The organism is Enterobacter sp. RHBSTW-01064 (assembly GCF_014103035.1).
Classification (GTDB): Bacteria; Pseudomonadota; Gammaproteobacteria; order Enterobacterales; family Enterobacteriaceae; genus Enterobacter; species Enterobacter mori.
The window spans coordinates 365,867-391,825 of record NZ_JABXOU010000001.1; the positions used below are offsets into that span (position 1 = coordinate 365,867).

At 54.9% G+C, this 25,959-nt stretch carries 24 protein-coding genes and 2 pseudogenes; 6 read left to right on the forward strand and 20 right to left on the reverse strand.

Features of this window, described 5'->3' with window-relative positions; genetic code table 11:
• Positions 1 to 99 precede the first annotated feature (99 nt).
• The 6 genes and pseudogenes from kdsA to hemA form a co-directional block, all read right to left on the reverse strand.
• A complete protein-coding gene (gene kdsA, locus HV355_RS01700) occupies positions 100 to 954 on the reverse strand; it encodes a 3-deoxy-8-phosphooctulonate synthase (RefSeq protein ID WP_029741601.1) in 855 nt (284 codons plus the stop codon).
• A gap of 36 nt (positions 955 to 990) precedes the next feature.
• Positions 991 to 1,800 carry an invasion regulator SirB1 gene (gene sirB1, locus HV355_RS01705; protein WP_089599489.1) on the reverse strand — a complete coding sequence of 270 codons (810 nt, stop codon included), beginning with the start codon at positions 1,798 to 1,800 and terminating at the stop codon, positions 991 to 993.
• Positions 1,801 to 1,814: 14 nt separating this feature from the next.
• Positions 1,815 to 1,958, reverse strand: a pseudogene (locus tag HV355_RS24090) (siroheme synthase); the annotation flags it as partial.
• Complete coding sequence (gene prmC / locus HV355_RS01710) at positions 1,934 to 2,764, reverse strand: peptide chain release factor N(5)-glutamine methyltransferase (protein WP_182400739.1); 831 nt, start codon at positions 2,762 to 2,764, stop codon at positions 1,934 to 1,936. The gene prmC and the pseudogene HV355_RS24090, both read right to left, overlap by 25 nt.
• On the reverse strand, positions 2,764 to 3,846 hold the full coding sequence (prfA, locus tag HV355_RS01715; RefSeq protein WP_100166092.1) for a peptide chain release factor 1: 1,083 nt from the start codon (positions 3,844 to 3,846) through the stop codon (positions 2,764 to 2,766). The genes prmC and prfA overlap by 1 nt, the downstream gene beginning before the upstream one ends.
• 41 nt (positions 3,847 to 3,887) lie before the next feature.
• On the reverse strand, positions 3,888 to 5,144 hold the full coding sequence (gene hemA / locus HV355_RS01720) for a glutamyl-tRNA reductase (RefSeq protein ID WP_010432912.1): 1,257 nt from the start codon (positions 5,142 to 5,144) through the stop codon (positions 3,888 to 3,890).
• A gap of 201 nt (positions 5,145 to 5,345) precedes the next feature.
• Between hemA and lolB the strand changes: the two genes are divergently transcribed.
• The 4 genes from lolB (at position 5,346) to dauA (ending at position 9,700) form a co-directional block, all read left to right on the forward strand.
• The gene (lolB, locus tag HV355_RS01725) at positions 5,346 to 5,957 is read left to right on the forward strand and encodes a lipoprotein insertase outer membrane protein LolB (RefSeq protein WP_010432909.1); all 612 of its coding nucleotides are present in this window, start codon (positions 5,346 to 5,348) and stop codon (positions 5,955 to 5,957) included.
• Positions 5,954 to 6,823 (forward strand): 4-(cytidine 5'-diphospho)-2-C-methyl-D-erythritol kinase, encoded by an 870-nt coding sequence (ispE, locus tag HV355_RS01730; protein ID WP_182400740.1) that lies wholly within the window; start codon positions 5,954 to 5,956, stop codon positions 6,821 to 6,823. The genes lolB and ispE overlap by 4 nt, the downstream gene beginning before the upstream one ends.
• A gap of 125 nt (positions 6,824 to 6,948) precedes the next feature.
• A complete protein-coding gene (prs, locus tag HV355_RS01735) occupies positions 6,949 to 7,896 on the forward strand; it encodes a ribose-phosphate diphosphokinase (RefSeq protein WP_003856663.1) in 948 nt (315 codons plus the stop codon).
• 124 nt (positions 7,897 to 8,020) lie between these two features.
• Complete coding sequence (gene dauA, locus HV355_RS01740) at positions 8,021 to 9,700, forward strand: C4-dicarboxylic acid transporter DauA (RefSeq protein WP_182400741.1); 1,680 nt, start codon at positions 8,021 to 8,023, stop codon at positions 9,698 to 9,700.
• Here dauA and HV355_RS01745 read toward each other — a convergent pair.
• Both HV355_RS01745 and ychH read right to left on the reverse strand, forming a co-directional pair.
• On the reverse strand, positions 9,686 to 10,744 hold the full coding sequence (locus HV355_RS01745; RefSeq protein ID WP_108417823.1) for a MerR family transcriptional regulator: 1,059 nt from the start codon (positions 10,742 to 10,744) through the stop codon (positions 9,686 to 9,688). The genes dauA and HV355_RS01745 overlap by 15 nt on opposite strands.
• A 121-nt stretch (positions 10,745 to 10,865) precedes the next feature.
• Entirely contained in the window at positions 10,866 to 11,141 is a 276-nt protein-coding gene (ychH, locus tag HV355_RS01750; protein WP_108417824.1) for a stress-induced protein YchH, read from the reverse strand.
• Positions 11,142 to 11,415: 274 nt separating this feature from the next.
• Between ychH and pth the strand changes: the two genes are divergently transcribed.
• Entirely contained in the window at positions 11,416 to 12,000 is a 585-nt protein-coding gene (pth, locus tag HV355_RS01755) for an aminoacyl-tRNA hydrolase (protein WP_095451149.1), read from the forward strand.
• 126 nt (positions 12,001 to 12,126) lie between these two features.
• Complete coding sequence (ychF, locus tag HV355_RS01760; protein WP_126816976.1) at positions 12,127 to 13,221, forward strand: redox-regulated ATPase YchF; 1,095 nt, start codon at positions 12,127 to 12,129, stop codon at positions 13,219 to 13,221.
• A gap of 53 nt (positions 13,222 to 13,274) precedes the next feature.
• Here ychF and HV355_RS01765 read toward each other — a convergent pair whose 3' ends face one another.
• From HV355_RS01765 to HV355_RS01820, 12 genes and pseudogenes are all read right to left on the reverse strand, one after another.
• Entirely contained in the window at positions 13,275 to 13,568 is a 294-nt protein-coding gene (locus tag HV355_RS01765) for a YciI family protein (RefSeq protein ID WP_126816978.1), read from the reverse strand.
• A 99-nt stretch (positions 13,569 to 13,667) separates the two neighbouring features.
• Positions 13,668 to 14,033 carry a hypothetical protein gene (locus HV355_RS01770; protein ID WP_182400742.1) on the reverse strand — a complete coding sequence of 122 codons (366 nt, stop codon included), beginning with the start codon at positions 14,031 to 14,033 and terminating at the stop codon, positions 13,668 to 13,670.
• A gap of 16 nt (positions 14,034 to 14,049) precedes the next feature.
• The gene (locus HV355_RS01775; protein ID WP_182400743.1) at positions 14,050 to 14,430 is read right to left on the reverse strand and encodes a hypothetical protein; all 381 of its coding nucleotides are present in this window, start codon (positions 14,428 to 14,430) and stop codon (positions 14,050 to 14,052) included.
• 81 nt (positions 14,431 to 14,511) lie between these two features.
• A complete protein-coding gene (locus HV355_RS01780; protein ID WP_182400744.1) occupies positions 14,512 to 14,988 on the reverse strand; it encodes a hypothetical protein in 477 nt (158 codons plus the stop codon).
• A gap of 457 nt (positions 14,989 to 15,445) precedes the next feature.
• The gene (locus HV355_RS01785; RefSeq protein ID WP_108417828.1) at positions 15,446 to 15,937 is read right to left on the reverse strand and encodes a hypothetical protein; all 492 of its coding nucleotides are present in this window, start codon (positions 15,935 to 15,937) and stop codon (positions 15,446 to 15,448) included.
• Positions 15,938 to 15,939: 2 nt separating this feature from the next.
• Positions 15,940 to 20,349: an RHS repeat-associated core domain-containing protein gene (locus HV355_RS01790; RefSeq protein ID WP_182400745.1), complete on the reverse strand. Its 4,410-nt coding sequence runs from the start codon at positions 20,347 to 20,349 to the stop codon at positions 15,940 to 15,942.
• Between the two features lie 3 nt (positions 20,350 to 20,352).
• Entirely contained in the window at positions 20,353 to 20,793 is a 441-nt protein-coding gene (locus HV355_RS01795; protein ID WP_182400746.1) for a DcrB-related protein, read from the reverse strand.
• A 75-nt stretch (positions 20,794 to 20,868) separates the two neighbouring features.
• Positions 20,869 to 22,791, reverse strand: a complete 1,923-nt coding sequence (gene tssI, locus HV355_RS01800; RefSeq protein WP_182400747.1) for a type VI secretion system tip protein TssI/VgrG — start codon at positions 22,789 to 22,791, stop codon at positions 20,869 to 20,871.
• A gap of 105 nt (positions 22,792 to 22,896) precedes the next feature.
• Positions 22,897 to 23,217, reverse strand: a pseudogene (locus HV355_RS01805) (ADP-ribosylglycohydrolase family protein); the annotation flags it as partial.
• 60 nt (positions 23,218 to 23,277) lie between these two features.
• Positions 23,278 to 23,736: a hypothetical protein gene (locus tag HV355_RS01810; protein ID WP_249420812.1), complete on the reverse strand. Its 459-nt coding sequence runs from the start codon at positions 23,734 to 23,736 to the stop codon at positions 23,278 to 23,280.
• A 29-nt stretch (positions 23,737 to 23,765) separates the two neighbouring features.
• The gene (locus HV355_RS01815; protein ID WP_126816351.1) at positions 23,766 to 24,530 is read right to left on the reverse strand and encodes an ankyrin repeat domain-containing protein; all 765 of its coding nucleotides are present in this window, start codon (positions 24,528 to 24,530) and stop codon (positions 23,766 to 23,768) included.
• Positions 24,527 to 25,945: a phospholipase gene (locus HV355_RS01820; protein ID WP_182400748.1), complete on the reverse strand. Its 1,419-nt coding sequence runs from the start codon at positions 25,943 to 25,945 to the stop codon at positions 24,527 to 24,529. Before HV355_RS01820 ends, HV355_RS01815 begins: the two co-directional genes overlap by 4 nt.
• Between the last annotated feature and the right edge of the window lie 14 nt (positions 25,946 to 25,959).

A 25,959-nucleotide genomic window follows, 5' to 3' on the forward strand; every position in this document is an offset into this window, starting at 1 on the left:
GCGCTTCGCTTGCAGGGCCTACGGGTTTTGTAGGTCGGGTAAGCGAAGCGCCACCCGGCAATATGCCCCATAAAAAAACCCGCCGAAGCGGGTTTTTTATTAGTTGCTGGTATCCAGCTCGTCGAAGCTCTTCACCAGATCGTCAATCGCTTTAATCTGTTTCAGGAACGGCTCCAGCTTATCCAGCGGCAGTGCGGAAGGACCATCGCATTTTGCGTTCGCCGGATCCGGGTGCGCTTCAATGAACAGGCCTGCCAGTCCGGTCGCCATACCGGCACGCGCCAGCTCGGTAACCTGGGCACGACGGCCGCCAGAGGCTGCGCCGAACGGGTCGCGGCACTGCAGAGCATGCGTCACGTCGAAAATCACCGGAGACTGGCCGGAGACATTTTTCATCACGCTGAAGCCCAGCATATCGACAACCAGGTTGTCGTAACCGAAGTTTGCGCCACGGTCACACAGGATCACCTTGTCGTTGCCACCTTCAATGAACTTATCGACGATGTTACCCATCTGCCCAGGGCTCACGAACTGCGGTTTCTTCACGTTGATGACCGCACCGGTTTTCGCCATTGCCGCAACCAGGTCGGTCTGACGCGCCAGGAATGCCGGAAGCTGAATCACGTCTACCACGTCAGCCACAGGCTGCGCCTGAGAGGCTTCATGCACGTCGGTGATCACTTTCACGCCAAAGGTCTGCTTCAGCTCCTGGAAAATCTTCATCCCTTCTTCCAGGCCCGGGCCACGGTAAGAGTTGATGGAGGAGCGGTTGGCTTTATCAAAAGAGGCCTTAAACACGTACGGGATGCCCAGCTTCTGGGTCACGGTCACGTAGTGCTCGCAGATACGCATGGCGAGATCGCGGGATTCCAGCACGTTCATGCCGCCAAACAGCACGAACGGCAGGTCGTTTGCTACCTTGATATCACCAATGCTAACCACTTTTTGTTTCATAGGATCGCCTTATTCAGGTGTGAATCGGAATTAAGATTAATGCAGTGTAATTTGTTTGTGCGAGATCGCGTTGATCTGCGCACGAATCATTTCGCTAATCGGGTCTTCCGGACATTGCTCGACGAAATAATTCAAATCACTTAGCGCCACATGCTCGCAATCGAGCTGCGCATAAATCAGGCCGCGGTCGCGAATTTCGTACGGATCTTCCGGGTTGAACTGCAGCAGCACTTCGCTGGCACGCAGCGCAAGCTCCATTTGACGCTCTTCCATTAGCGCAGACTTCAGCGTATCCAGCAGCTTGCGGATCACTTCGGCGTTATCCGCCTCGTCGAGATCTTCGTTGAAGAGCTCGGCCACCGGGCTGATATTGCCTTTCAGCCACACGTCCAGCGTGTGCTCATCCAGCGTGTCACCGTTGAAGGGATTAATGAGCCACATCTCGCCGTCCAGCCACTCCGCACGCAGTATCATCTGCGTCGGGAAAATGACCGGCACCAGCGGAATATCCAGACGATGGGCGACCCACAGCAAAATGGATCCCAGCGCGACGGCGCTGCCCTGACGATTCTTTAAGACCTGGTCCAGCCATAATGCGTCTGACAGGCGATACACGCCACGCGTGTCGCAGAAACCCCATTCGCCGTAGAAAAGCTCTAGCAGCTTCTCTAATTGCCAGTCCTGCGGACGCGCCTGACTGATCTCCTCCCGTGCCAGGCTGACCAGATTCTCCAGTTCCGCGTGGACGTACTGCGACGTAAAATCATCGCGAATCATTTCAGAAATCAGGATCATGCCTTCACACAGCGGCACTTTGTTAAATTCGAAATCGGCTAAGGACCTCATGACTTACCCCAGTAACGACTGCGCGTACAATGACGTCCAGACGCGATAAAACTCAAAACGATGTAGATGATAACGCCAAACCACTTTTCAGTCAGCCATGCGCCTTTATCAGTTAATGGCAGATAGCGGTGATTCATACCCACTGTCCCAGCGTCAGACGTTCATTGCCGCCGTAATCGCGGCAGGTTGCCACTTCGCGATAACCCGCATGAGTGAACAGCGCGCGCACCGCGTTCCCTTGCGTCCAGCCATGTTCCACCAGCAGCCAGCCACCGGGAAGCAAATGTTGTCGTGACGTTGTCACAATGTGATCAAGATCGGCTAAGCCTTCATTGGCCGCGACCAGCGCAGTCAGTGGTTCGAAACGAACATCGCCCTGCGCAAGGTGTGGGTCATGTTCGTCGATGTAAGGCGGGTTGCTGACAATCAGCGCAAATAAGCGATTCTCCAGCGCGGTAAACCAGCTACTTTGCAGTACCGTCACGTTGCCGAGGCCAAGACGTTCCACGTTACGCTGCGCCAGCGTCACCGCGTCTGGCATCACATCCACCGCCGTTACTGTGCAATCGGGCCGCTCAGTGGCGAGCGCGAGCGCAATAGCGCCTGTGCCAGTACCGAGATCGAGAATGCTACAGGCCGCTGTGGGTAAACGCGCCAGCGCTTGCTCCACCAGACACTCGGTGTCAGGACGTGGGATCAGCGTTGCCGCCGAGACGTACAGCGGTAACGACCAGAACTCGCGTTCGCCGACAAGGTGCGCCACCGGCTCGCCCGTCTTACGGCGGGCAAGCAGCGCGGCGAGTTGCGCTTCCTGCTCGGCAGTCAGCAGCGTCTCACCAAAAGCCAGCAGGTACGTGCGGGATTTCCCCGTCACATGCTCAAGCAATATTTCGGCGTCGCGTTTCGGGCTTTCGCTTTCTGAAAGCTCACTGACCGCCTCGCGTAACCAGCGCTGAAAATCCATTATTCCTGCTCGGACAGTGCCGCCAGCTGGTCGGCCTGGTATTCCTGCACGATAGGCTCAATCAGCATATCGAGCTTACCTTCCATTGCTTCATCCAGACGGTACAGCGTCAGGTTGATGCGGTGGTCGGTTACGCGGCCCTGCGGGAAGTTATAGGTACGGTTACGATCGCTGCGATCGCCGCTGCCCAGCAGGTTACGACGCGTAGACGCTTCCGCCTGCTGACGTTTCGCCACTTCGGCGGCGCGGATACGTGCACCCAGTACAGACAACGCTTTGGCTTTGTTTTTGTGCTGGGAACGTTCGTCCTGACACTCCACCACAATACCGGTTGGCAGGTGGGTAATACGGATCGCGGAGTCGGTGGTGTTAACGTGCTGACCGCCCGCCCCGGAGGAGCGGAACGTATCAATTCGCAGATCCGCCGGATTGATGTCCGGCAGTTCGGCTTCCGGCAGTTCAGGCATCACCGCAACCGTACAGGCTGAGGTGTGAATACGTCCCTGAGATTCTGTCGCAGGCACGCGCTGCACGCGGTGACCGCCGGATTCAAACTTAAGACGACCGTATACGCCGTCGCCGCTAATCTTGGCGATAACTTCTTTAAAGCCACCATGTTCGCCTTCGTTGGCACTCATGATCTCTACGCGCCAGCGACGCGCTTCGGCGTAGCGACTGTACATACGGAACAAGTCACCAGCAAACAGCGCGGCTTCGTCACCGCCGGTACCGGCGCGCACTTCCACAAACGCGTTACGCTCATCGTCCGGATCTTTCGGCAGCAGAAGCACCTGGAGCTGTTGTTCCATCTCTTCAGAACGCGCTTTTGCGTCCTGCAGCTCTTCCTGCGCCATCTCGCGCATCTCAGGATCGTCGAGCATCATCTGCGCGGTTTCAATATCTTCCTGAACCTGTCGCCAGTCGGTAAAGCATTTAGACACATCACTTAACTGCGCATATTCACGCGACAGTGCGCGAAAACGTTCCTGGTCTGCGATGGTCCCGGCATCGCCGAGCAGCGCCTGTACTTCCTCATGGCGCTCATGCAGAGCTTCCAGTTTAGCGACGATAGAAGGCTTCATAGGCGTAAGTGCACCTTGTAATAGAAAATGGGTGTAGGGCGCTATTCCAGCCCGAGGCTGTTGCGCAGAATAGTCAGGCGTTCATCATCCCCGTCACGGGCAGCCTGCTGAAGAGATTTGGTTGGTGCATGGATCAGGCGGTTGGTCAGTTTCCACGCCAGATCCTGCATGATTGCATTTGCGTCACCGCCCTGTTCCAGGGCCGCTAACGCTTTGGCTGTCAGGTCATCACGCACCTGTTCAGCCTGTCCGCGGTACTCGCGGATGGTCTCACTGACGCTTTGCGCGCGCAGCCAGGCCATAAACTCGCTGGTTTCCTGCTCAACGATGGTTTCCGCCTGCACCGCTGCCGCTTTACGCTGGGCAAGGTTGTGCGAAATGATGCTTTGCAGGTCATCCACGCTGTAGAGATAGGCGTTCGCCAGTTTGCCCACTTCGGGTTCAACATCACGCGGGACGGCAATATCGACCAGCAGCATCGGCTGATTACGGCGGGACTTCAGCGCACGCTCCACCATCCCTTTACCGATAATCGGCAGCGGGCTGGCGGTAGAACTGATAATAATGTCCGCCTCTTTCAGGCGTTCATCAATGTCGCTCAGCGCAACAACCTCTGCGCCCACTTCGTCCGCGAGCACCTGCGCACGCTCGCGGGTGCGGTTGGCGATAATCATCTTTTTCACTTTATGCTCGCGCAGATGGCGCGCCACAAGTTCGATGGTTTCGCCCGCGCCCACCAGCAGCACGGTGACGGTCGACAGAGATTCAAAGATTTGACGAGCGAGGGTACAGGCCGCGAAAGCAACAGAAACCGCACTGGCACCAATGTCGGTTTCGGTTCGCACTCGCTTTGCCACGGAGAAAGACTTCTGGAACATACGCTCCAGCTCGCTGGCCTTCAGATGCCCTTTTTGCGAATCCGCAAACGCCTTTTTCACCTGCCCAAGAATTTGCGGTTCGCCCAGCACCAGCGAATCCAGCCCGCTGGCCACGCGCATAAGATGGCTGACCGCATCGTTGTCCTGATGCCAGTACAGGCTATTGCGCAGTTCTTCTTCGTTGAGGTTGTGGTAGTCGCATAACCAGCGGATCAGCGCCTCGTGCAGGTTATCCTGCTCTTCCACGCTGAGATACAGCTCGGTACGGTTGCACGTCGAGAGCACCACGCCACCCTGCACCATCGGTTGTGCAAGCAGGCTATCCAGCGCCAGGTCGAGCGTATCCGGCGAAAACGTCACGCGTTCTCGCAGTGAAACCGGGGCTGTTTTGTGGTTAATGCCGAGTGCTAATAGGGTCATGTTGAGCGGGAGTAGTACCAGCGTTAATAAGGTTAGCAGAACGCATCATACAGGATGCGCGAGATCAATAAAAGAGACTGCCCCCTTTCGGAGTAATAGGTTACACAACGCTTTGAGATAATTTGAACGTAGACGGTAGCACTGTGGGACGCTAGCATTAACAGTTATAACTGCAACGTATCTCAAGGATTTGTCCTCATTATGACCCGACTGATTCGCCTGCTGCCGCTGGCGGCACTGGTTCTGACCGCATGTACCGTCACCCAACCAAAAGGCCCGGGCAAAAGCCCTGATTCACCGCAGTGGCGTCAGCACCAGCAGGACGTCCGTAATTTGAGCCAGTACCAGACCCGAGGCGCTTTCGCTTATCTCTCTGACGAGCAAAAGGTTTATGCACGATTCTTCTGGCAGCAAACGGGTCAGGACAACTATCGCCTGCTGCTGTTAAATCCGCTGGGCAGCACCGAACTGGAGCTTATCGCCAAACCGGGCGAAGCGCAGATCACCGATAACAAAGGCCAGCACTACACCGCGACAGACGCCGAAGAGATGATTGGCAAGCTGACCGGGATGCCTATCCCGCTCAACAGCCTGCGCCAGTGGATCCTTGGCCTGCCGGGTGAGGCAACCGACTACCAGCTTGACGATCAATACCGTCTCAGCCAGGTGAACTACACTCAGAATGGCAAGACGTGGAAAGTGGTGTACAGCGCCTATGACAGCAAGAGTAAACCGTCGTTGCCGTCGAATATGGAGCTGACGCAAGGCAGCCAGCGCATTAAGCTGAAAATGGACAACTGGATCGTTAAATGATGACCCACTGGCCCTCTCCGGCAAAACTGAACCTGTTTTTATACATCACCGGCCAGCGTGCTGACGGTTATCACACCCTGCAGACGCTGTTTCAGTTTATTGATTATGGCGACACGATCGCCATTGAGCTGCGCCAGGATGGACAGATATGTCTGCTGACGCCCGTTGAAGGCGTGGCGCATGAGGACAATCTGATCGTGCGCGCCGCGCGCCTTCTGATGAAAGCCGCAGCGGAATCAGGTCGTCTGCCCTCAGGAAGCGGTGCGGATATCCGTATCGAGAAGCGTCTGCCGATGGGCGGCGGGTTGGGCGGTGGCTCATCTAACGCCGCGACCGTACTGGTTGCGCTGAATCATCTCTGGGGCTGCGGGCTGTCACAGGACGAACTGGCAGCTTTAGGCTTGACGCTGGGGGCTGATGTACCGGTGTTTGTTCGCGGTCATGCGGCTTTTGCCGAGGGCGTAGGCGAGATCCTCACGCCAGTCGACCCGCCGGAAAAATGGTATCTGGTTGCCCACCCTGGCGTGAGCATACCAACGCCGGTCATCTTTAAAGATCCTGACCTGAAAAGAAATACCCCGGAACGGTCAATAGAAACGTTATTAAATTGTGAATTCAGCAACGATTGCGAGGATATCGCAAGAAAACGTTTTCGCGAGGTTGATGCGGTGCTTTCCTGGCTGTTAGAATACGCGCCGTCGCGCCTTACGGGTACAGGGGCCTGTGTCTTTGCTGAATTTGACACCGAATCCGCCGCTCGTCAGGTGCTTGAGCAAGCGCCAGTTTGGCTGCATGGTTTTGTAGCACGCGGGATGAACACCTCCCCCCTACAGCAGGCCATTCTGGCGCAGACTGAGTTTCGGTGACAACGTCACCCTGTTCCAGACGTTGCATCGCGCTCTTTAATACACCGCCTGGATAGCCTTCGCCTGGCCCGCACAGTTTGCGGCGAACGCTATCCGCCACTGGACGCATGCCTGAGGTTCTTCTCGTGCCTGATATGAAGCTTTTTGCTGGTAACGCCACCCCGGAACTAGCACAACGTATTGCCAACCGCCTGTACACTTCCCTCGGCGACGCCGCCGTAGGTCGCTTTAGCGACGGCGAAGTCAGCGTACAAATTAACGAAAATGTACGCGGTGGTGATATTTTCATCATCCAGTCCACCTGTGCTCCAACAAACGACAACCTGATGGAATTGGTTGTTATGGTCGACGCCCTGCGTCGCGCTTCAGCAGGCCGTATCACTGCTGTAATCCCTTACTTCGGCTATGCCCGTCAGGACCGTCGCGTCCGTTCTGCACGTGTGCCAATCACCGCTAAAGTTGTCGCTGACTTCCTGTCCAGCGTCGGTGTTGACCGCGTACTGACCGTTGACCTGCACGCAGAGCAGATCCAGGGCTTCTTCGACGTCCCGGTTGATAACGTATTCGGCAGCCCAATCCTGCTGGAAGACATGCTGCAGCTGAACCTGGACAACCCAATCGTGGTTTCTCCGGACATCGGCGGCGTGGTACGTGCCCGTGCTATCGCTAAGCTGCTGAACGATACCGACATGGCAATCATCGACAAACGCCGTCCGCGCGCTAACGTTTCTCAGGTGATGCACATCATCGGTGACGTTGCTGGCCGCGACTGCGTGCTGGTTGACGACATGATCGATACTGGCGGTACCCTGTGTAAAGCAGCTGAAGCGCTGAAAGAGCGTGGTGCCAAGCGCGTGTTCGCTTACGCGACCCACCCGATCTTTTCCGGTAATGCGGTAAACAACCTGCGCAACTCCGTCATTGACGAAGTGGTGGTATGCGATACCATCCCACTGAGCGACGAGATCAAAGCACTGCCAAACGTGCGTACGTTGACCCTTTCCGGAATGCTGGCCGAAGCGATTCGTCGTATCAGCAACGAAGAATCTATCTCAGCAATGTTCGAACACTAATCGAATACGGCCGAAAAACCCGCTGCGGCGGGTTTTTTTGTCTCTGGGTTTTATTTGTATGATTAATGCCTCCTTCACCTGCCATTCACATGACAGATGATGCGCATACGGATGATAGATAATTGTGAAAAACGTAACCTCCTCACATGTTCTGCCCTTTCGCGCCCTCATCGACGCCTGCTGGAAAGAGAAGTACACCTCATCACGCTTTGTCCGTGACCTGATTGCCGGGATCACCGTCGGCATTATCGCCATCCCGCTGGCGATGGCGCTGGCGATTGGCAGCGGCGTTGCACCGCAGTACGGTCTGTACACCTCGGCCGTTGCCGGGATCGTCATCGCCCTTACGGGCGGCTCGCGCTTCAGCGTCTCCGGCCCGACCGCTGCCTTTGTGGTGATCCTCTACCCGGTTTCGCAGCAGTTTGGTCTGGCAGGCCTGCTGGTCGCCACCCTGATGTCCGGCGTCTTTTTGATTCTGTTTGGCCTGGCCCGCTTTGGTCGGCTGATAGAGTACATCCCCCTTTCCGTGACGCTGGGATTCACCTCGGGGATTGGTATCACCATCGGAACCATGCAGATCAAGGATTTCCTCAGCCTGCAGATGACTCATGTTCCTGAGCACTATTTACAGAAAGTGGGGGCGCTGTTTATGGCGCTGCCGACCGCCAACCTGGGCGACGCTGCCATTGGGATTGTGACGCTGGGTACGCTGATCGTCTGGCCTCGTCTGGGGATCCGTCTCCCGGGCCATCTGCCCGCACTGCTGCTGGGCTGCGCGGTGATGGCTATCGTCAATATGTTCGGTGGTCATGTCGCGACCATCGGCTCGCAGTTCCACTATGTTCTGGCGGACGGTTCACAGGGTAGCGGCATTCCGCAGCTGTTGCCGCAGCTGGTGCTGCCGTGGGACATGCCCGGCTCCAGCTTTACCCTAAGCTGGGATTCCCTGCGCGCTTTGCTTCCCGCCGCATTTTCTATGGCGATGCTGGGAGCGATTGAGTCCCTGCTCTGCGCCGTCGTACTGGACGGTATGACTGGCACCAAACACAAAGCCAACAGCGAGCTGGTCGGTCAGGGCTTAGGTAATATTATCGCGCCCTTCTTCGGCGGTATTACGGCTACGGCTGCGATTGCCCGTTCCGCCGCGAACGTCCGCGCAGGGGCGACGTCACCGGTCTCTGCGGTCATTCACTCCCTGCTGGTGATTCTGGCGCTGCTGGTCCTCGCCCCGCTGCTCTCCTGGCTGCCGCTTTCCGCCATGGCTGCCCTGCTGCTGATGGTGGCCTGGAACATGAGCGAGGCGCACAAGGTGGTGAACCTGCTGCGTCGCGCGCCGAAAGACGACATCATCGTGATGCTAATCTGCATGTCGCTGACCGTGCTGTTCGATATGGTTATCGCCATCAGCGTCGGGATCGTGCTGGCGTCCCTGCTGTTTATGCGCCGCATCGCGCAGATGACGCGCCTTTCCGCGGTTAACGTGGAAGTACCTGACGATGTGCTGGTGCTGCGCGTGATTGGCCCGCTGTTCTTCGCTGCGGCGGAAGGCCTGTTCAGCGATCTGGAGTCCCGCATCGTGGGGAAACGGGTTGTCGTGCTGAAGTGGGATGCCGTACCGGTACTGGATGCAGGCGGCCTGGATGCCTTCCAGCGCTTTGTGGCACGTCTGCCGGAAGGCTGCGAGCTGCGGGTGAGTAACCTGGAGTTTCAGCCGCTGCGCACCATGGCGCGCGCGGGCGTGCAGCCTATCCCTGGCCGCCTTGCCTTCTATCCTAACCGCGAAGCTGCGTTAGCGGATCTGTGAGTCACCTGATGCAGAGAAACGTCTCTGCATCATCACCCCGATCGCCTGCTGTAGCCATGCAATCACGGCAGGCGTCATCCATGTTCCCTTCATCAGATGCGGCTCCTGCTGCATGGCAGTGCGAAACTTTTGCTGGGTCGCCGGGTTCGTGCCCGCGTACGACTGGAATAGCGACAGCCAGTTTTCGGCGAGCTTTTGCGCCTCCTCCGTGGCGGGAGCGATATTATCCCGCTGCGCCTGATGCAGTTTCGCCACCAGCGGCGGCCACTCCATCATGCGGTCAAAGTAGTGTGCCCGGGTAAAGGCCATCTCTTCGGCAGTGAGATACTTCTCCCATATGCAGAGCTTAGACTCAGCAAACGCGCGCGTGATGTAATCCGTCATCTCCGGCGTGATGCCGGTTTGCGCCTGCATCTGCGGTTCAACGCTGTGCATCTCGTTCAGCCGGGTGAGAAACTCCGGCTTGCCCGCCGTGTCCTGCTCCAGGCGTTCCATCCAGCGCGTCGCCAGATCCATGGCTCGCGCGTCCGTAATGGGTATATCTTGCTCCAGAAGCGTTTTGGCTTGTGCAACCAGTCCTGACCAGATAGCCGCCAGCGCATCCTTCTGCACTGCAAACGGCAGCTGCTGTAACTCTTCTTTGCTAAACCAGCGATCGTACATATTCATTAACTCCAGAGTCTGTAGCCAGGATTCCAGATCCGGCGTCGCATCGTCGATAAGCCCGGTCCGCAACTCCACCAGCCGGTCGCGCAGCGTATGTATGCTGCGCAGTTGTTTATCCAGCAGCGTGATTTGCGCATCGAGTAACTCGGTTAACGACAGCGACTCCTGTTCCAGGAAATCCCTGATTTCAGCAAGTTCCAGCCCCGCTTTTGCCAACGCCTGGATCATGTGCAGACGCTGGACATCCGCCAGGTTATAAAGCCGGTAACCTGCCGCGCTTCTGGCTGAAGGCAGCAACAACCCTGTTTGCTCATAGTGGTGCAATGTCCGCACGGTGATCCCGGCACGTTTCGCCAGCTCACCCACCTGAATCAACATAACTGCTCCTTTTCTTAGCCAGTGGCGCCACTCTGGAGCCTTACGTTACGTGAGGGTCAACCCATGATGCAAAAAAAAAACGGCTCCCCAGGGAACCGTTTCGGTGTTCTTCATCGTAGCACTAGCTGTGCTTATGCTGGTCGCGACGACAGCGTTTGTCGTAGTGGCGCACCCACCAGTACTTGTCACACACTTCCTCATGGCCGCTCACGCGAGCCCCCGCCAGCCATAATACCGCACCAATGAAGATGCTCAATATCGCGCCATGTGCGAAGTATTGCGGGAGATCAAACTGTGGTAACTGGTTTAAAATTGAATAACCCACCCCGGCTACCATCACGAACAGCCCCAATCCCATCAGTACGTTACCGAGTAACGAAGCGTTTTTGCGTTTCATGTGTCACCTCCGGAACTTTGGGTTGTCAGGGGAAAAGCCCCTAATCCTTGTGTGTAAAGTATAGACAACGCCCCTTTTATGAGTTGCGCGAATGATCACAATTACAGATAACGCCCAAACAAAAGTTTACAAATAAGGCTTTGAACAGCTTGAAATTCTAATTGTTCAAATCAGAAATTATTCGTATTTCGTTATGATGGTCGCAGAATTTTGTCAAGCGGCGCGCCAGACAGTAAACTACGCGCCAGATCTGGAACCCATTAGGAATTGAATCGTGACGATTAAAATGATTGTCGGCCTCGCCAACCCGGGCGCAGAATATGCGGCCACTCGCCACAACGCCGGGGCATGGTACGTTGATCTGCTGGCCGAGCGGTTACGTGCTCCCCTGCGTGAAGAACCTAAATTCTTCGGATATACCTCACGTATCAATCTTGCAGGCGCGGATGTTCGCTTACTGGTGCCCACCACCTTTATGAACCTGAGCGGTAAAGCCGTTGCGGCAATGGCGACGTTTTATCGCATCAATCCGGATGAAATTCTGGTGGCTCACGATGAGCTGGATCTCCCGCCTGGCGTAGCAAAATTCAAACTGGGCGGCGGGCACGGCGGCCACAACGGTCTTAAAGACATCATCAGCAAGCTGGGCAATAACCCGAATTTCCACCGTTTGCGCGTCGGAATCGGTCATCCGGGCGATAAAAACAAAGTTGTCGGTTTCGTACTCGGTAAGCCCCCGGTTTCTGAGCAGAAATTGATTGACGAAGCGGTAGATGAAGCGGCGCGCTGCACCGAAATCTGGCTGAAAGACGGGCTAACCAAAGCGACAAACCGCTTGCACGCTTTCAAAGCGCAATAATCCACCCGGTACGGCATTTTTACCGCGCGTCATGCGGGTTACGTGTATAATAGGCGTAGTTATTTACTTTTCATCAGTCGGTTATCGTTAACGGATTGATTATCAAGATATTAAGGTGATTTAGAAATGGGATTCAAATGCGGTATCGTCGGTCTGCCAAACGTGGGCAAATCCACCCTGTTTAACGCGCTTACCAAAGCGGGTATCGAAGCGGCGAACTTCCCGTTCTGTACCATCGAACCTAACACCGGCGTTGTGCCAATGCCGGATCCGCGTCTGGATCAGCTCGCGGAAATCGTGAAGCCGCAGCGCATTCTGCCAACCACCATGGAGTTCGTGGACATCGCGGGCCTGGTAAAAGGCGCATCCAAAGGTGAAGGCCTGGGTAACCAGTTCCTGACCAACATTCGTGAAACCGAAGCGATCGGCCACGTTGTGCGCTGCTTCGAGAACGACAATATCATCCACGTAAACAACAAAGTGGATCCGGCTGACGACATCGACGTCATCAACACCGAACTGGCTCTTTCTGACCTCGATACCTGTGAACGCGCGATTCATCGCGTGCAGAAGAAAGCCAAAGGCGGCGATAAGGACGCGAAAGCGGAACTGGCTGCGCTGGAAAAATGTCTGCCACAGCTGGAAAACGCGGGCATGCTGCGCGCGCTGAAAAACCTGACTGAAGAAGACAAGGCGGCGATCAAATACCTGAGCTTCCTGACCCTGAAGCCAACCATGTACATCGCCAACGTTAACGAAGACGGTTTCGAGAACAACCCGTACCTCGACAAAGTGCGTGAAATTGCAGCGGCGGAAGGTTCTGTGGTTGTTGCCGTGTGCGCGGCCGTTGAATCCGATATCGCCGAGCTGGACGATGCCGACCGTGAAGAGTTCATGGCCGAGCTGGGTCTGGAAGAGCCGGGCCTGAACCGCGTAATTCGCGCAGGCTATGAGCTGCTGAACCTGCAGACCTACTTCACCGCAGGCGTGAAGGAAGTACGTGCGTGGACCATCCCTGTAGGTGCAACTGCGCCTCAGGCGGCTGGTAAAATTCACACCGACTTCGAGAAAGGCTTTATTCGTGCGCAGACCATCGCGTTTGAAGACTTCATCACCTACAAGGGTGAGCAAGGCGCGAAAGAAGCAGGCAAGATGCGTGCGGAAGGGAAAGATTATGTCGTTAAAGATGGCGATGTGATGAACTTCCTGTTCAACGTCTGATTCGTCTTGAATGAAAAAAATCCACGCCCTGGCGTGGATTTTTTATTGCGGGGTTAAAACACATTTTCTAATAGTTCTGTTTTCATGCTGGGTTCAAAGGGAATGATTTCGGCAGTCGCAAGCTTCAACGCCTGAAAAGGATCCTCGCGCAAGTGCTCTTCGAGAGAGACCAGACTCTCGCATTTAGCGAGTATGACTCCACCGGTTCTTGGGATCCGTCTACCCGATGCCAGAAATATCCCCTCTGCATACCCCTTTTTTAGCCACTCCACATGAGCAGGAATCGCTGCGTCAACCTCTTCAAGGGGTTTGATATAGGTCAATATGACAATGTAAACCGTACTCATCCTTTGCCTCTTAGCTCTGTTTTAAACCGGTTGTTGGAACTGCTTATGCAGCCCTCTTTTGCTACCGGTTATTGTTATCGTTTTTTGGCGCTTTTGATGTTAATACGCTGGGCCCAATTGAGACAAAGCATTACGCTTCATATCCCAGGAGTAAAACCAATCATGCCAGCCGTTTTGCTTTTCCGCATAGCTACAGACCACAACCACTTCCTTTGACAGGTTGAAAGTTAAGTAATAGAAAAATGCGCCTTCAGGAGGTGCTGACCAAAATAGTTTTTCGCCCTGCGCATTGAAGATGGTCAAAACGGTTGGTAATGGCTTTGGCTCGCTTAACGCAAAGACTAATTGGCGTGTAGGGTCGACCATTGCATAGTCAAAAAATGGCATACTAACCAGTATGTTACTTTCACCATACGCCCATTGAAGCAGGTCTTTTTCTTTAATACAAATGAGATTTTCAATCATTGGTAAACCTCAACTTTTAAAGTTTGATCTGCTTCAAATCCCCTTCAAAAAGCCCCACAAGATATACCCGGTATCGGGCTGGCTGCACTTCTTTATACGTTAATACAGTGGAAAATTCTTTTAAACACTTTGAACATGTGTTTTTCGAAACATCTAATTGGCTTTCATCAAAGCTATATTTCTTATGTTCACTAACAAGCTTCACACCTCTCATTTTCTTAACCAAAAAGCATTTTACCTCTTCAGTGAGCGTGTCAAAATCATATGAGTTTACGATAGAGTAGACTATTACACCCTCGCATTCAGGGCATGCTATTTCCTTTCCATACTCTATGAAATCATTGTCGATGCCATCGAGGACTAATAACTTTTTCTTTAGTCGATTAGTTATTTTCATTTTTTTAGCTTTTAATTTTATTAATAAAAAAGTAAGGCGAGAAGAAAATGAGGGATTTTATTAATTAATAACATTATTTAGTCAACCATTCCATTCGATATAAATACCACAATCGAAGCTTTTTTCATTAGACTGTACAACAATACTTCCCCATTCATGCTCCCATTGAATTCCATATGGGGGGGTTGTAATTTTAAGCTTAGGCTTCGAGGTTATTTCATTCTCAACCCATGCTGTCAAACGCTGCCGCTCATCCGATAAATTACTCAGATTAGCCTTTTTATCCCAATCATCTAGAGTTTTATAAAAACTTCCATCCTTACTGGTAAGGAATATTGATGGAGAAAAAGAAAATACTGAAGGCCTCAGTTCCAAAATGAAAACTTGATCTTTCCATTTAATATTATCGATAGAGTAATAAAAAGAACCTATTTTAGTCAGTGGAGAGAGGAATTGGTAAAATTTGGAATTTTTAAAAGTATCAACACCTTTTAATTCGAGAGGGTAATTGTTAATTGCCACAAAACCAGTATGAACATCAAGGTTCATTTCTAACATATTTAAACCACCTTGTCTGGAAGTGACTACGTTATATTCCAAACTATATATATCCCATGATTAAACGACTTTGTCTCATATGAGACTGAAACCCGCCCCCACGCAAAGTTCCACCTAATGATGTCTGTTTCCATGGTATCAGGCGTGTCCAGGTTTAGTGATTCTTTCAGCCAATCAGACAAACTTTTACCGAGTTAATTTCCGGTTGGCACTCGTAACCCTTAACGATTATTAATGTAAGTTCTTAGGGAGTTATCCAAAAAAATAACTGCATTTAAATCTGACATTATTAGCCTTTGGAATACCACAAATGTTTAATTAATTTTTTTATCGGCAGCGGCCTTTGGCATAACAAGATGACCTCCTACAGGGTCAATTTCAACTCTATTTATCCCATGTGATTTTTCAACACCCCATTATTATAATTGCGAGTTTTTTACACCAATACGCACTCAACTCATAATTTTATATTATTCCATTTACAATAATCTCTCCAGGATTTTTCATCTCTGAAACCGGAACGATAATTACAATAAATTGCACCTGAACAATTCCAATGGTCATATGCCGAATTAATATGGCCCCATGCACCATGAATTGGAAGGTCAATATTCGTTTTTTCTTTGAACCAATCCCTTAATCTTTTTGTAACTTTTCCCTCAGGTTTTTTTTGTTCTCCATCGATTAATTTATAAGGTGCAAAACTCCAACTACCTATAATAGCATTTTCATCATTAGGCTGAATAAAGTTAACTATCAAATAAATGTCACCATGCGTGTTTCCTTTAATGTTAAAAATAGCTCTATAAGAGACTGTATCACATCCCTTATCTGGCCAAGCCTCCCAATTAAAATTATCATTATTCATTATTTCTTTTTTGGTTGTAAGTGGTGTCAGCGCCAGCATTTTATTGAAGAAAAGAGCGCCTGTATCTATATCAAGATTCATAGTCATATTCCGATATCAAAAGGCTTGCCAATAGGCTCAAGCACAGTTTTATAATTTGAAAGGAAAAATTGCGTTCCTCCGCCCTGACCAAAAACAACAGGATCTTGTGATAATGCTTGTCCCGTTCCAGCAACTGCATCACGTTTTACACGGTACGCCTGAATTTTGCTACGGAATCCAAATATTCTATGTGGCTGTACCTGCAAACTCTCCCATAGTTTTTGTCTACTACCGCCAGCGGCATCGAGAGTTGCCTTATCAAAATAAAAACCAGATTGTCCAGGAGCACCACCGAAGATGACATCACCTTCTTTTAACATTGTGTTAGACCATAAGTCGCGTCCTTTGTACTCCCCATGACCTTGCCACTGCCTGCCGAACGCAGCCTGATTATGGTCATTTGCTTTCGTCGGCGCACATCTTGGTTTCAACCCCCACGGATCCACCCACCCCAACGCATTCGGCGCATACTGGTAAAGGTTTATCCCCCCCGCCAGCCCTATCGGGTCCTGCTGCGTAAACCTTCCGCAGTCCGGGTCGTAATACCGGAACAGATTGTAGTGCAGCCCTGTCTCACGGTCCAGGTATTGCCCCTGCATCCGCAGGTTCTGGGAATATCCTGATAGCTGCGTTTCGCTTTCTCGCAGCAGCTTGCCCCAGGCGCTGTTAACCCCTTCCCAGCGCACCTGCCCTTCGATATCCGTCATCCGCTCCGGCGTGCCGTTCGGCTGGCAGTGGAACCAGAAAATCTCCGGCGCTTCCACGCCGTCAATACGCGCCAGCGGGTCATAGCTGTCCTGGTCGCTGTAAACGTAGGTGAGCGGCACATCCCCGTGCACCTCCTGCAGCAGGCGGAACCCTTCCCAGACAAACCGGGTGGTAACCGGCTTGCCGGCTGGCTGACCGCCCAGCATCTGCTGACGCGTTTTGCTTATGCGTCGCCCGAGCGGATCGTAGCGGAAGCTGACCTGCGTTTGCGGCCTGTTACGGTCCCGCGGCTGGCTGATAACCTCCGTCAGGCGATGTTCGCCGTCATAGCGGTAGTGCCAGCGAGTCTGACCGTTATCTTTCTCCACGGTGCGGCCGTGGAGGTCATAACGCCAGCGAATGCCGTTCAGCTGCGTCAGGCGGTTGTGCGTGACCTTCTCAGCAGAGCCTTCGAGCGGGTTACCGGCAGCATCCCAGCGCCACTGCTCCTGGCCGGGCAGCGTACCGTCCTGAACGAGCAGACGCCCGGCGCTGTCGTACTGCCAGCGGTACCATCTGAACGGGTTATCGTCCCGCTCTTCCCGCACCAGGTTATTGCGGTAATCGTAATCCCAGCGGCGGGACCACCGGCGCGGCGACGGGCGCTGGGCATTGCCGGTAAAGACGTCACGGCGATGCAGTCGCCCAAGACGATCGTATTCGCTGCGGGTGGTCAGCAGCCCCTTGGTACGGCTGGTCTCGCGGTGGAGTTCGTCGCGTGTGAAATCAGAAACCGACAGCTTATCGAGAGCAATGCTGAGCAGATGTCCGCTGCCGTAGTAGAACTGCTTCAGCTCGCGGCCATCGGGCAGCGTGACGGAGGTGCGGTTACCCAGCGTGTCATACTCCCACGCCAGCTCGCCGTGCTCGCCCGCCTCGCGCGTGACGCGACCGAGCGCGTCATAGTCAAAGGCGAGCTCCTGCTCTGCCTCGGTGCTCCACGCGTCGGCTGAAAGCGCAGGGTGTAGCCCAATCCGGCTTAACAGCCCGGACGGCGTGTAGTGATAGCGGGTTTGCCCTTCCGGCGTGGTGCGGGCGACCAGCTGGCCGCTCGCGCTCCAGGCGAAGGCGTGGGTAATGGCTTCGGGATGACCGGCGGCAAAGGTGCGCGCTATCGTGCGCCCGCAGGCGTCGTAGCGATACTGTGAGGCCACGCCATCGAGCCCTACCTCTTCCAGCAGCAGCGAATCTGCTCCCCAGCGGAACTGATACGCTTCACCGTTTTCGTTTTCAAGAGCAATCAGACGCCCTCGGCTGTCCCAGCGGCGGCGAACCTCCTCACCCTGAGTATTACGCGTGGTGGTTAAGCGACCGGCCTCATCGTATCTGAACTCACTTTCTTTACCATCCGCGCCAGCATGCTTCGCCGGCAGGCCGCGCTCGTTCCATTTGAGCGACTCCGTCCAGCCTTCCGGGCGATCGAGCTGCACCGGGCGACCTGCGGCGTCGTAGCGGTAGCGCGTCTCTTCACCGTCGGCCCCAGTCTCGACCACCAGCCAGCCCAGCGGATGATAGTGATACCGGGTCGTGCGACCAGAGCAGTCCGTCGCGCGCACCAGCTGTCCCGCCTCGTTGTACTCCTGGTAGCGGCTGTTGCCGGCGGCATCTATCTCTTCAACGACCTGGCCGAACTCGTCCCGGCGCAGCTGTGTGGTCTGTCCCATCGGATCCACCACGCGCTTCAGCCCGTGATGTTCGTCGTACCAGAACCGGGTGGCGCTGCCGTCGGCTTCGATAATCGCAGACGGCAGCGCGCGGTGCTCAAGCCAGGTGGTAGCGCGCGTATTGCCGTCGGCATCGGTCTCCTGAACCCGGTTGCCCATTTCGTCGTAGACGAAGGTGACGGCGTTACCGAGCGGATCGATGCGACGCGTCAGAAGTTCGTTGTCATCCCACGCGTAGCGCCAGTTCTCGCCGCGCTCGTCAACGTAGCGGACTATCAGATTTTGCGCGTTCCAGTAGTGGCGGCGCGTCTGACCGTCGTAGTGCTCAACGATCGTCAGCCCGGCGGCCAAATCGTAGCTAAAGCGGCAACCGTCGCCGGTGCTGGTGCGGTTTTCCACTACGCGCCAGTGATCGAATTTTTTCCAGCGGTATTCGCTCTCCAGACCGCCCGGCATCCGGTGCCAGACCATCAGCCCGTGCTCGTTATAACGGTATTCACGCGTCACCACGCCGGAGGCATCCGTCGCGCTCGCCAGCTGTCCGCGCGCGTCGTAGCCCCACTGCATCAGCGGCCAGCTACGGCTGCCGTCGAAATGGCTGGCAGCGGTCACGCGCTGCGGGAATCGTTCATCTTCATAGCGCAGGGTGACGTCTATCGCCCGCGGCTCGTCGTGAAGACCGACCAGCCTGCCCTGCTCGTCCCACTCCGTCTGCAGCGCGTTGCCGTATTCATCGCTGAGGGAGGCCAGACGCAGGATTAAGGGGTTTGCGCGTGTCGGTTTGTACAGACGCCACACCGCGCCGTCATCGTCAGCAATCGCCACGTCGCCGCTCTCATTACGGCGGATAATGATACCTTCGCTGATGCTGTAAAACGCGCGGTCAACAGGCGGCAGCTCGAAGCTCAGCTCGCGCCCGGTTTCGTCGTACCAGGTGGCATTGTTTTCTTCCAGCGTCAGATAGCTGTCAAAGGCGGTAGCCCAGCCCAGACCAAACAGCCCTTCGCGGGTGGTCAGGCTGTTGTAGCTGCGCTGCCAGCGAAGCGGGAATCGCCCTGGCAGCGAGAAATCGAGTTCGTCGTCGTCATTCAGCACCTTCACGCCGGTGGCGGCGTGAACCGGGTGCGAGGAGCCAAACACGGCATTGACGGCCATATCGGCCAGCATCCCGCCGCCGGCTGCCGCCAGCGCGCAGGGCATGTTTTTCAGGATCTTGCCCGGACGGCCGCGGAGCAGGGAGAGCGCAATCATCCCCAGCGCCAGACCCGGCGTTTTGCCGCTTTTGATATCGCGAACCGTGAGCGTGTCGCCGCCGATGATCACGTTCGGGGAAACGCCATCGGAAACAGTCCCTTCGCAGGTGGTGCGATCTTTCGCACGCACCGCGGGCTGCCCGTTGATGAAGACGCTTTTCGAGCCTTCCGCCAGATACTGCGGCCCGGAGTGCTTTTCGCACGCCACCTTGTCTTCTTCCAGCGGCGAGGTTCCCGCAGCGGCAGAGGCCACGCTCGGCTGCCACATTTCGCTGCCAAACTGTCCGGCAGCGGAAAGCAGCATGCCCGCGTAATCGGCAAAGCTGCCCGGAGACTGCGGCTCAGGTGAAGGGGTATCTGCTGGCGTCAGCGTTCCGGCCGCGCGTGCTGCGGGGATCGCATTCGTCATAACGTTGCTGGAGCCGGTGGTGATTTTACCCGCAGGCGACGGCGGGAAAATCGCGTTGCCTAACCCTTCGGCAGCGTTGCTGATATCGTCTGTGATCCCCGCCACGTTTGCCAGCACGCCGCCAATGATGCCGCTTAACAGACAGCTGGATCCAATCGCCGCCACGCCTGCGGCTGCCGCCCCTGCCCCCAGCAATGGCGCTGCCACGGTAGCGGCGGCACCCACCGCCGCGCCAATCACCGCATAAGCGGCGCCTTCCGCCACAATGCTGGTGATGTCAGCAAAAATGCTGGAGTGAATAATCTCATCGCCCTTACGGGCCGCGTTGTTATCGCTCATGCCTTACACATTCCGGTTGTCGTTTAGCGTCAGGCTCTGCTTAAGCGCGCTCCAGCGCACCTCGTCCTCTTCAGTGAATGCTCTGAGCGCTGAGAGGGTAAAAATCATCAACACCGGTTTGCCCGGCGTCTGCACGGCCAGCTGTTTTTGCCACAGGCGCTGCCCGTTATGGTCAAAGTTGGTTTCAACTTCCAGACCGCTGATGTTGCCGTCAGGCCCGGTTTTCACACTCTGGAACTCGCTCTGAACGACCTCGCCCATCTGAGGGCGCATCACGTCCCACTGGCGGTGGAACTCTTCCTCATAATCGCTGCCATCCGGGATAACGCCGCGGCTGACCACAACGGACAGCCCGCTTTCGTCATCGCGAATAATATTCATGCTGTTATCCTGCCAGGCCGCAGGGAAAAGGGAAAACGAACCTTCCTGGAGGGTATATTTCATTGGTGAATCCGCGTCTAAGAATGCTGAAGAATTTTAAGGACCGTTATGGACAACATGGTGGCAGACAGAAAGCGGTTATTCTTTCGGCGGCGTGAATTTCGCCTGCACCGCCGCATCAATATCCCCTTTATGCCCCGCGCCCGGCGCCGTGGTGCCCGGTTTTGTGCCTGAGGTATTCAGGTGCAGCTTTCCGCCCGTCGTGATATGACCATCCCCTTCAACAAAGAAGTTAAACTCTTTGCCGATCAGGCTAATTTTGCCGTTCGCGTTAAGCTCAATGGCGCTCTCGCCGGAGACAAGTCTCAGCTTTGTTCCGGAAGCGATAACGTACTGCTCCACCGCCGCATCCAGCTTGCCTTTCCCCGTCAGGATCTCGGTTCCACCTTTCACCGCCTGGATCTGATTAGCCTCCACGCGATGCAGCTCGTTTTTCTTAACGTAATGGCTGCGCTCGCCACCGACGCTGTGCGTTTCATCATTCTTAACGCTGGTGTCCATGTTGCGCTCGGCCTGGATCCACACCTGCTCTGCACCTGCCTTGTCCTCAAAGCGCAGGGCGTTGGCGTTGTCGACCGAGCCGTCTTTCGTGCGGCTCATAAAGCCCATCTGCGTCGCCGCTGCCGGCAGCGCCCACGGCGGCATGCTGGCTTCGTTATACACGCGCCCGGTAATAATCGGACGATCCGGGTCGCCGTTGATAAAGTCCACCACCACCTCATCGCCCACGCGCGGAATTTGCACACCGCCGTAGCCCTGGCCGGCCCACGCGCTCGACACGCGCACCCAGCAGGAGCTGGTGTCATCACCCTTCGCCAGACGGTCCCAGTGGAACTTCACCTTCACGCGACCGTATTTGTCCGTCCAGATGCTCTCCCCCTGCGGCCCCACGACCTTCGCCGTCTGCGGGCCGTAGGTGCGCGGCCACGCCGTGCTCTGCGCCGGGCGATAAGAGACCGACGCCGGGATGACTGTGAAATCAGTCCGGTGAATAGTTTCACCTTCGCCGCTGGCGTAGCGGTTCTCCTCGAAGTGGTATCCGGCCGCCGTCACCAGATACTGGCCGTTATCGCTGAAGAACGGCGCGTTGGTCAGGGTGAAGATGTGGCCCGGCGCAATGCCCGCCGCCGTGGCCGTGGCCTGAATCTGCTGATGCTCCACCTGCCAGCGCTCCTGGCGAATGCGGGCGTAGAACTCCGCATGCCCGGTCTCGACAAAGCGGCCCGGCCAGTCATACACGTCAATGCTGCCCGGTTTCGGCGATGCCGGGTTCTGCTGGGCCTGGAACAGCCACGCGTTCGGCTTGCGGAAGTCGTAGTCGTCGAGGCTGTAAATCCCCGGCGTCACGCTGTCCTCCAGCGCCCACTGGCCGATGCCCTCTTCGTCGGTACTGCCGCCGGACGGTGTCTGGTGATACGGAATCACCTCGTAGCCGCTGAACGGCTGGTGCTGGGTGGCGGCGTCGGTGAGCACCAGGGTGTGTTTGTCGGCCTCGTGGCTGAAGTGATAGGCAATCCCCTCCAGCTCCATCAGACGGCTGATGAAGTCCAGGCTCGACTCCTGATACTGCACGCAGTAGTCCCATACGCGGTAGCTGCCGGTGAGCTTGTCCTCCACGTTGACCTGATGCTCGCCAAGCAGGGTTTTCACTATCTGCGGCACCGTCTGCCCCTGGAAGATACGCAGGTTGCGGTCGCGCTTCATCGGCCACAGGTCCGGCTCCACCGTCAGCTGGTACACCGCGTAGCGGGTGCCCGTCAGCTCAACGGCGCTCACCGCCACGCGCGTGACTTTGCCGTTGATATAGCGGGAGGTGAGCAGGTTCTGCGTCGGGATGGTCACCGTGACCGGCTGCCCGAGCAATTTGCTGCGGTCAATGCGCGCATCCGTGCCGAGCAGGGTCAGCGTCAGGGCGAACGACTCGGACATCGCCTCGCGGCCGGAAAGTTTCCAGAAGAGCAGCCCCTCGACCGGGAGCTGAACGGTAATTCGGTTGAGCATAATCTGTATTCCGTAATGGTTTATGCTGAAAACGTGTTTGAACGTAAAGCTAATTTTGACAAAGTGGTTTTGGATATGCGCCGGTGCTCTTATTCGTCAGAAACGTTAAAGAAAGTTATCCTCAGGTGCACTGTGAAATAGCTCCCCTGCCATGCTGACGAGACGTTCGTGTTGGACCAGTTTATCTTTCCACTTCTGCGGAATACCTGAATAGCCATATAACGCACCGGCCAGTTGACCTGCCGTTGCCGCAACGCTGTCGGCATCATCCGCCAGATTGGCGGCAAGAAGGATCGCATCACGGAAATTATCCGTATGCCATACCGCCCACATTGCGGCCTCAAGCGTATCGATAACATAACCGCTGGAGCGAATCTGGTGACGCGACTTATGCTTGTACTCACCAGCGTTAACGATCATAACCCTTGCACACAAAGGAAACCGATGAAGCTTGAACAACGCCTCTTTTGGATAACCACAGCATCGTCACTGTGAAGATCGAGCATTACGCGTCCTTCCGTATTGATGTATCCACAGAGAGTAGATCTTAAGAAACTCTGAAAATATAAACAAAACACTATACAGCCAGACGCTTGAGGCGCCCGCGAGATTCAACAACAGCGGGAAAAGGGTCACCGAGTACCGGAAGGAGATCAGACGAAAAACTTCCTGGCAGAGCGCCAGTCTGCTCGCGAAAGGCTTCCCGGTCAGCAAGCACCATGCCGAGGCAAAGAGCGACAACAGCAACAGGAAATCGAGAATAAAGAAAAGCAGCAGAACGCCGGATCCACCACCAGAAAGCCAGTTTCCTGTCGCACTGAAAGAGGATATATCGGATACAAAGGGGACTCTGTCATGGCGCACGGACTGCGCACAGTAGACCGCAACAGCCAGCGCATCCATCGTTCCCCAGAAAATGAATACCTGCTTTTTAACACTCATCATTGCTCAAGGAAGTGCGCTGTTTAACAACATCACTGACTCACCGGTGCAGGAGGCCATTTACCGCCATGCTGAATAAGCGTGTCTTTGATTTCAGTCAGCTTTTGATATTCGTCACTGCCCTCTTTCGCCCGGTTCAGATAACGCTGCAGCTGGTTGGCCATTGTCCAGCCATTATCCGCCTTGATCTCAGCGTTTGCGCCACGCTCCAGCAAAAGCAGGACATGATCGTAAGAGTGAAAGTCAAGCGCGGCGATCAGCAACGTATTACCCAGTGAATTGGTAATATTGATGTCCGCTCCACCGTCAAGCATCGCCTGCAGCGTATCGGTGTTTTTTGCTTCGAGGGTCTCGAAGATAATCGGTTCCCCAAACGTTTTATCCTTCGCATCCGGCGATAATCCGCCCTCAAGCATCGCCTTTATCCAGACCCCACTGTCTGCTTTCAGCACATATTCAGCCGGACTGCTCTCTCCTTTAGGCCTTGGCTGGAGCGGATCTGCCCCCGATTTAACCAGAGCGGTAATAATATTTAGCTGTTCTGGTGTTTTTTTATCGTTAATTGCGTTCATCACCGCCCAAAACAACAGCGTCATGTCCTCTTTACCGGGCTTATTAAGGTCGGTTTGCGACGCTAATTTAATAACCTCATTCATCTCACCGGCTTCAATTGCACGCGCGACTGTGAGCTGCTGACCACTGAAGTAATTGTCTGGTTTTAAATCCATATTTTGCTTGCACCCCTGAACCATAAACATTAAACAAAGCGCTATCCAGCCAGTAATCAATGATTTCACGCGCGACTCCCGATAATTGCGATGTCTTCATCTTTCTGTTGCTCAATACATTTAATCGCCTGATCGATGCCATGGCGATCGAGAGCACCTCCCGTTCCCCCCGGAAGGTCGTGTGCAATTCCGGCAGCGTTAGGCATGACGGCAGAAAGCTCTTCTTTGGCTATCAGCGCCGGCACGTGTCCTTTAACCGTTTTGAAATCTTCCCAAAGGTTAACTTCCTGAATTTTTGTCAGCAGTTCACCTTCAACCCGGTAAGCCTGAATATTTTCCGTACTGCCCAACAAACTTCCGCCGTATTTCTCTACGGTACCCGGATGCAGACCGGCCGCGTTGAAGGTCCATCCCGGCATACCGCTGGCCATCGCGGTAGCAGACGCTAATCCGCCCCCTAAAGAGTGGCCCGCAATGTCCACTTGTTGACCGGATTTAGCGAGTTGTTCGCCAAGACCCACTGCTCTTTTATAGTAATCTGACGCCATTCCGAGCCCTTGCGCACCGTTATTTTTCCAGTCAGCCATGTTCTTCATGGGGAAAAATTCGGGTTGCCGTGACCCTCTGAAAACCAACGTTGGGTTCATATCACGACCAAACACCTCGGGGTCGGGTTGATATACGCGGGCCAGAAAATCAGGAGAGGCTGTATTGTCGAAAAGTGATTTGCTGTTCAGCCCAAGCTTCTTCAGCGCCGCTGCGTCATTACTAATATCCGTCCATCCCTTCGGCACGCCCGGCGTCGTTTCCAGCGGGTTTACGGTCTTATAAACATTTTCCGCAAGCTTCGCTTTCTCCACGGCAATATTATTCGCCGCTAACCGTTTAGCCGCGATCTGCGCATCCGGATAGAGACTGTTGCTGCCCTTCGCAATCAGGTCCTTACGGGCCTGCCAGCGTTCGGCTTTGGTCATATTCTCCAACTGCGCCGCATAGGTTTTACCGTCTTTGCCCGGCGTCGGCTGGTCAGGCACCTGAGCCGCTTTGGATTTCACCACCTGCGTCGGCAGCTCCGTTGGCGCGGGGCGGGAACCATAGGTGCGCACCATGGTTTCGTAACGTTCAACGATAGTGCTCTCCGGATACCAGCCCAGACCCGTATTTGAGGCAGCCTGTAATCGCCCATCGGCATTGATATAAAACATCTCAGTCACTGACGACCAGTTGCGAAAACTCTCGTCGATAGCCACGATCCTGCCCATGTCGAGATCCTGCGCAATCAGCTTGCGGGTATCGCGACCTGACTGATACGGATTTGCACCGGTAATGGAGTACAGCAGATCGTAGCGCGTGAACAGCGAGCGCAGCGAATTGTCGGGCACCGACATAATCCACTGCCCGGCGACGGACGGGCGGATAATTTTCGCAAAAAGCGCTGGCGAGACGTTCTCGCTGAAAAGATAGACAAACTTAATGTTATACATTCGCTCCGTCCTGT

Coding starts and splice junctions, on each gene's coding strand:
- kdsA (WP_029741601.1), bottom strand. CDS start 954: ATGAAACAAAAAGTGGTTAGCATTGGTGATATCAAGGTAGCAAACGAC.
- sirB1 (WP_089599489.1), bottom strand. CDS start 1,800: ATGAGGTCCTTAGCCGATTTCGAATTTAACAAAGTGCCGCTGTGTGAA.
- prmC (WP_182400739.1), bottom strand. CDS start 2,764: ATGGATTTTCAGCGCTGGTTACGCGAGGCGGTCAGTGAGCTTTCAGAA.
- prfA (WP_100166092.1), bottom strand. CDS start 3,846: ATGAAGCCTTCTATCGTCGCTAAACTGGAAGCTCTGCATGAGCGCCAT.
- hemA (WP_010432912.1), bottom strand. CDS start 5,144: ATGACCCTATTAGCACTCGGCATTAACCACAAAACAGCCCCGGTTTCA.
- lolB (WP_010432909.1), top strand. CDS start 5,346: ATGACCCGACTGATTCGCCTGCTGCCGCTGGCGGCACTGGTTCTGACC.
- ispE (WP_182400740.1), top strand. CDS start 5,954: ATGATGACCCACTGGCCCTCTCCGGCAAAACTGAACCTGTTTTTATAC.
- HV355_RS01745 (WP_108417823.1), bottom strand. CDS start 10,744: ATGTTGATTCAGGTGGGTGAGCTGGCGAAACGTGCCGGGATCACCGTG.
- ychH (WP_108417824.1), bottom strand. CDS start 11,141: ATGAAACGCAAAAACGCTTCGTTACTCGGTAACGTACTGATGGGATTG.
- ychF (WP_126816976.1), top strand. CDS start 12,127: ATGGGATTCAAATGCGGTATCGTCGGTCTGCCAAACGTGGGCAAATCC.
- HV355_RS01765 (WP_126816978.1), bottom strand. CDS start 13,568: ATGAGTACGGTTTACATTGTCATATTGACCTATATCAAACCCCTTGAA.
- HV355_RS01770 (WP_182400742.1), bottom strand. CDS start 14,033: ATGATTGAAAATCTCATTTGTATTAAAGAAAAAGACCTGCTTCAATGG.
- HV355_RS01775 (WP_182400743.1), bottom strand. CDS start 14,430: ATGAAAATAACTAATCGACTAAAGAAAAAGTTATTAGTCCTCGATGGC.
- HV355_RS01780 (WP_182400744.1), bottom strand. CDS start 14,988: ATGTTAGAAATGAACCTTGATGTTCATACTGGTTTTGTGGCAATTAAC.
- HV355_RS01785 (WP_108417828.1), bottom strand. CDS start 15,937: ATGAATCTTGATATAGATACAGGCGCTCTTTTCTTCAATAAAATGCTG.
- HV355_RS01790 (WP_182400745.1), bottom strand. CDS start 20,349: ATGAGCGATAACAACGCGGCCCGTAAGGGCGATGAGATTATTCACTCC.
- HV355_RS01795 (WP_182400746.1), bottom strand. CDS start 20,793: ATGAAATATACCCTCCAGGAAGGTTCGTTTTCCCTTTTCCCTGCGGCC.
- tssI (WP_182400747.1), bottom strand. CDS start 22,791: ATGCTCAACCGAATTACCGTTCAGCTCCCGGTCGAGGGGCTGCTCTTC.
- HV355_RS01810 (WP_249420812.1), bottom strand. CDS start 23,736: ATGATGAGTGTTAAAAAGCAGGTATTCATTTTCTGGGGAACGATGGAT.
- HV355_RS01820 (WP_182400748.1), bottom strand. CDS start 25,945: ATGTATAACATTAAGTTTGTCTATCTTTTCAGCGAGAACGTCTCGCCA.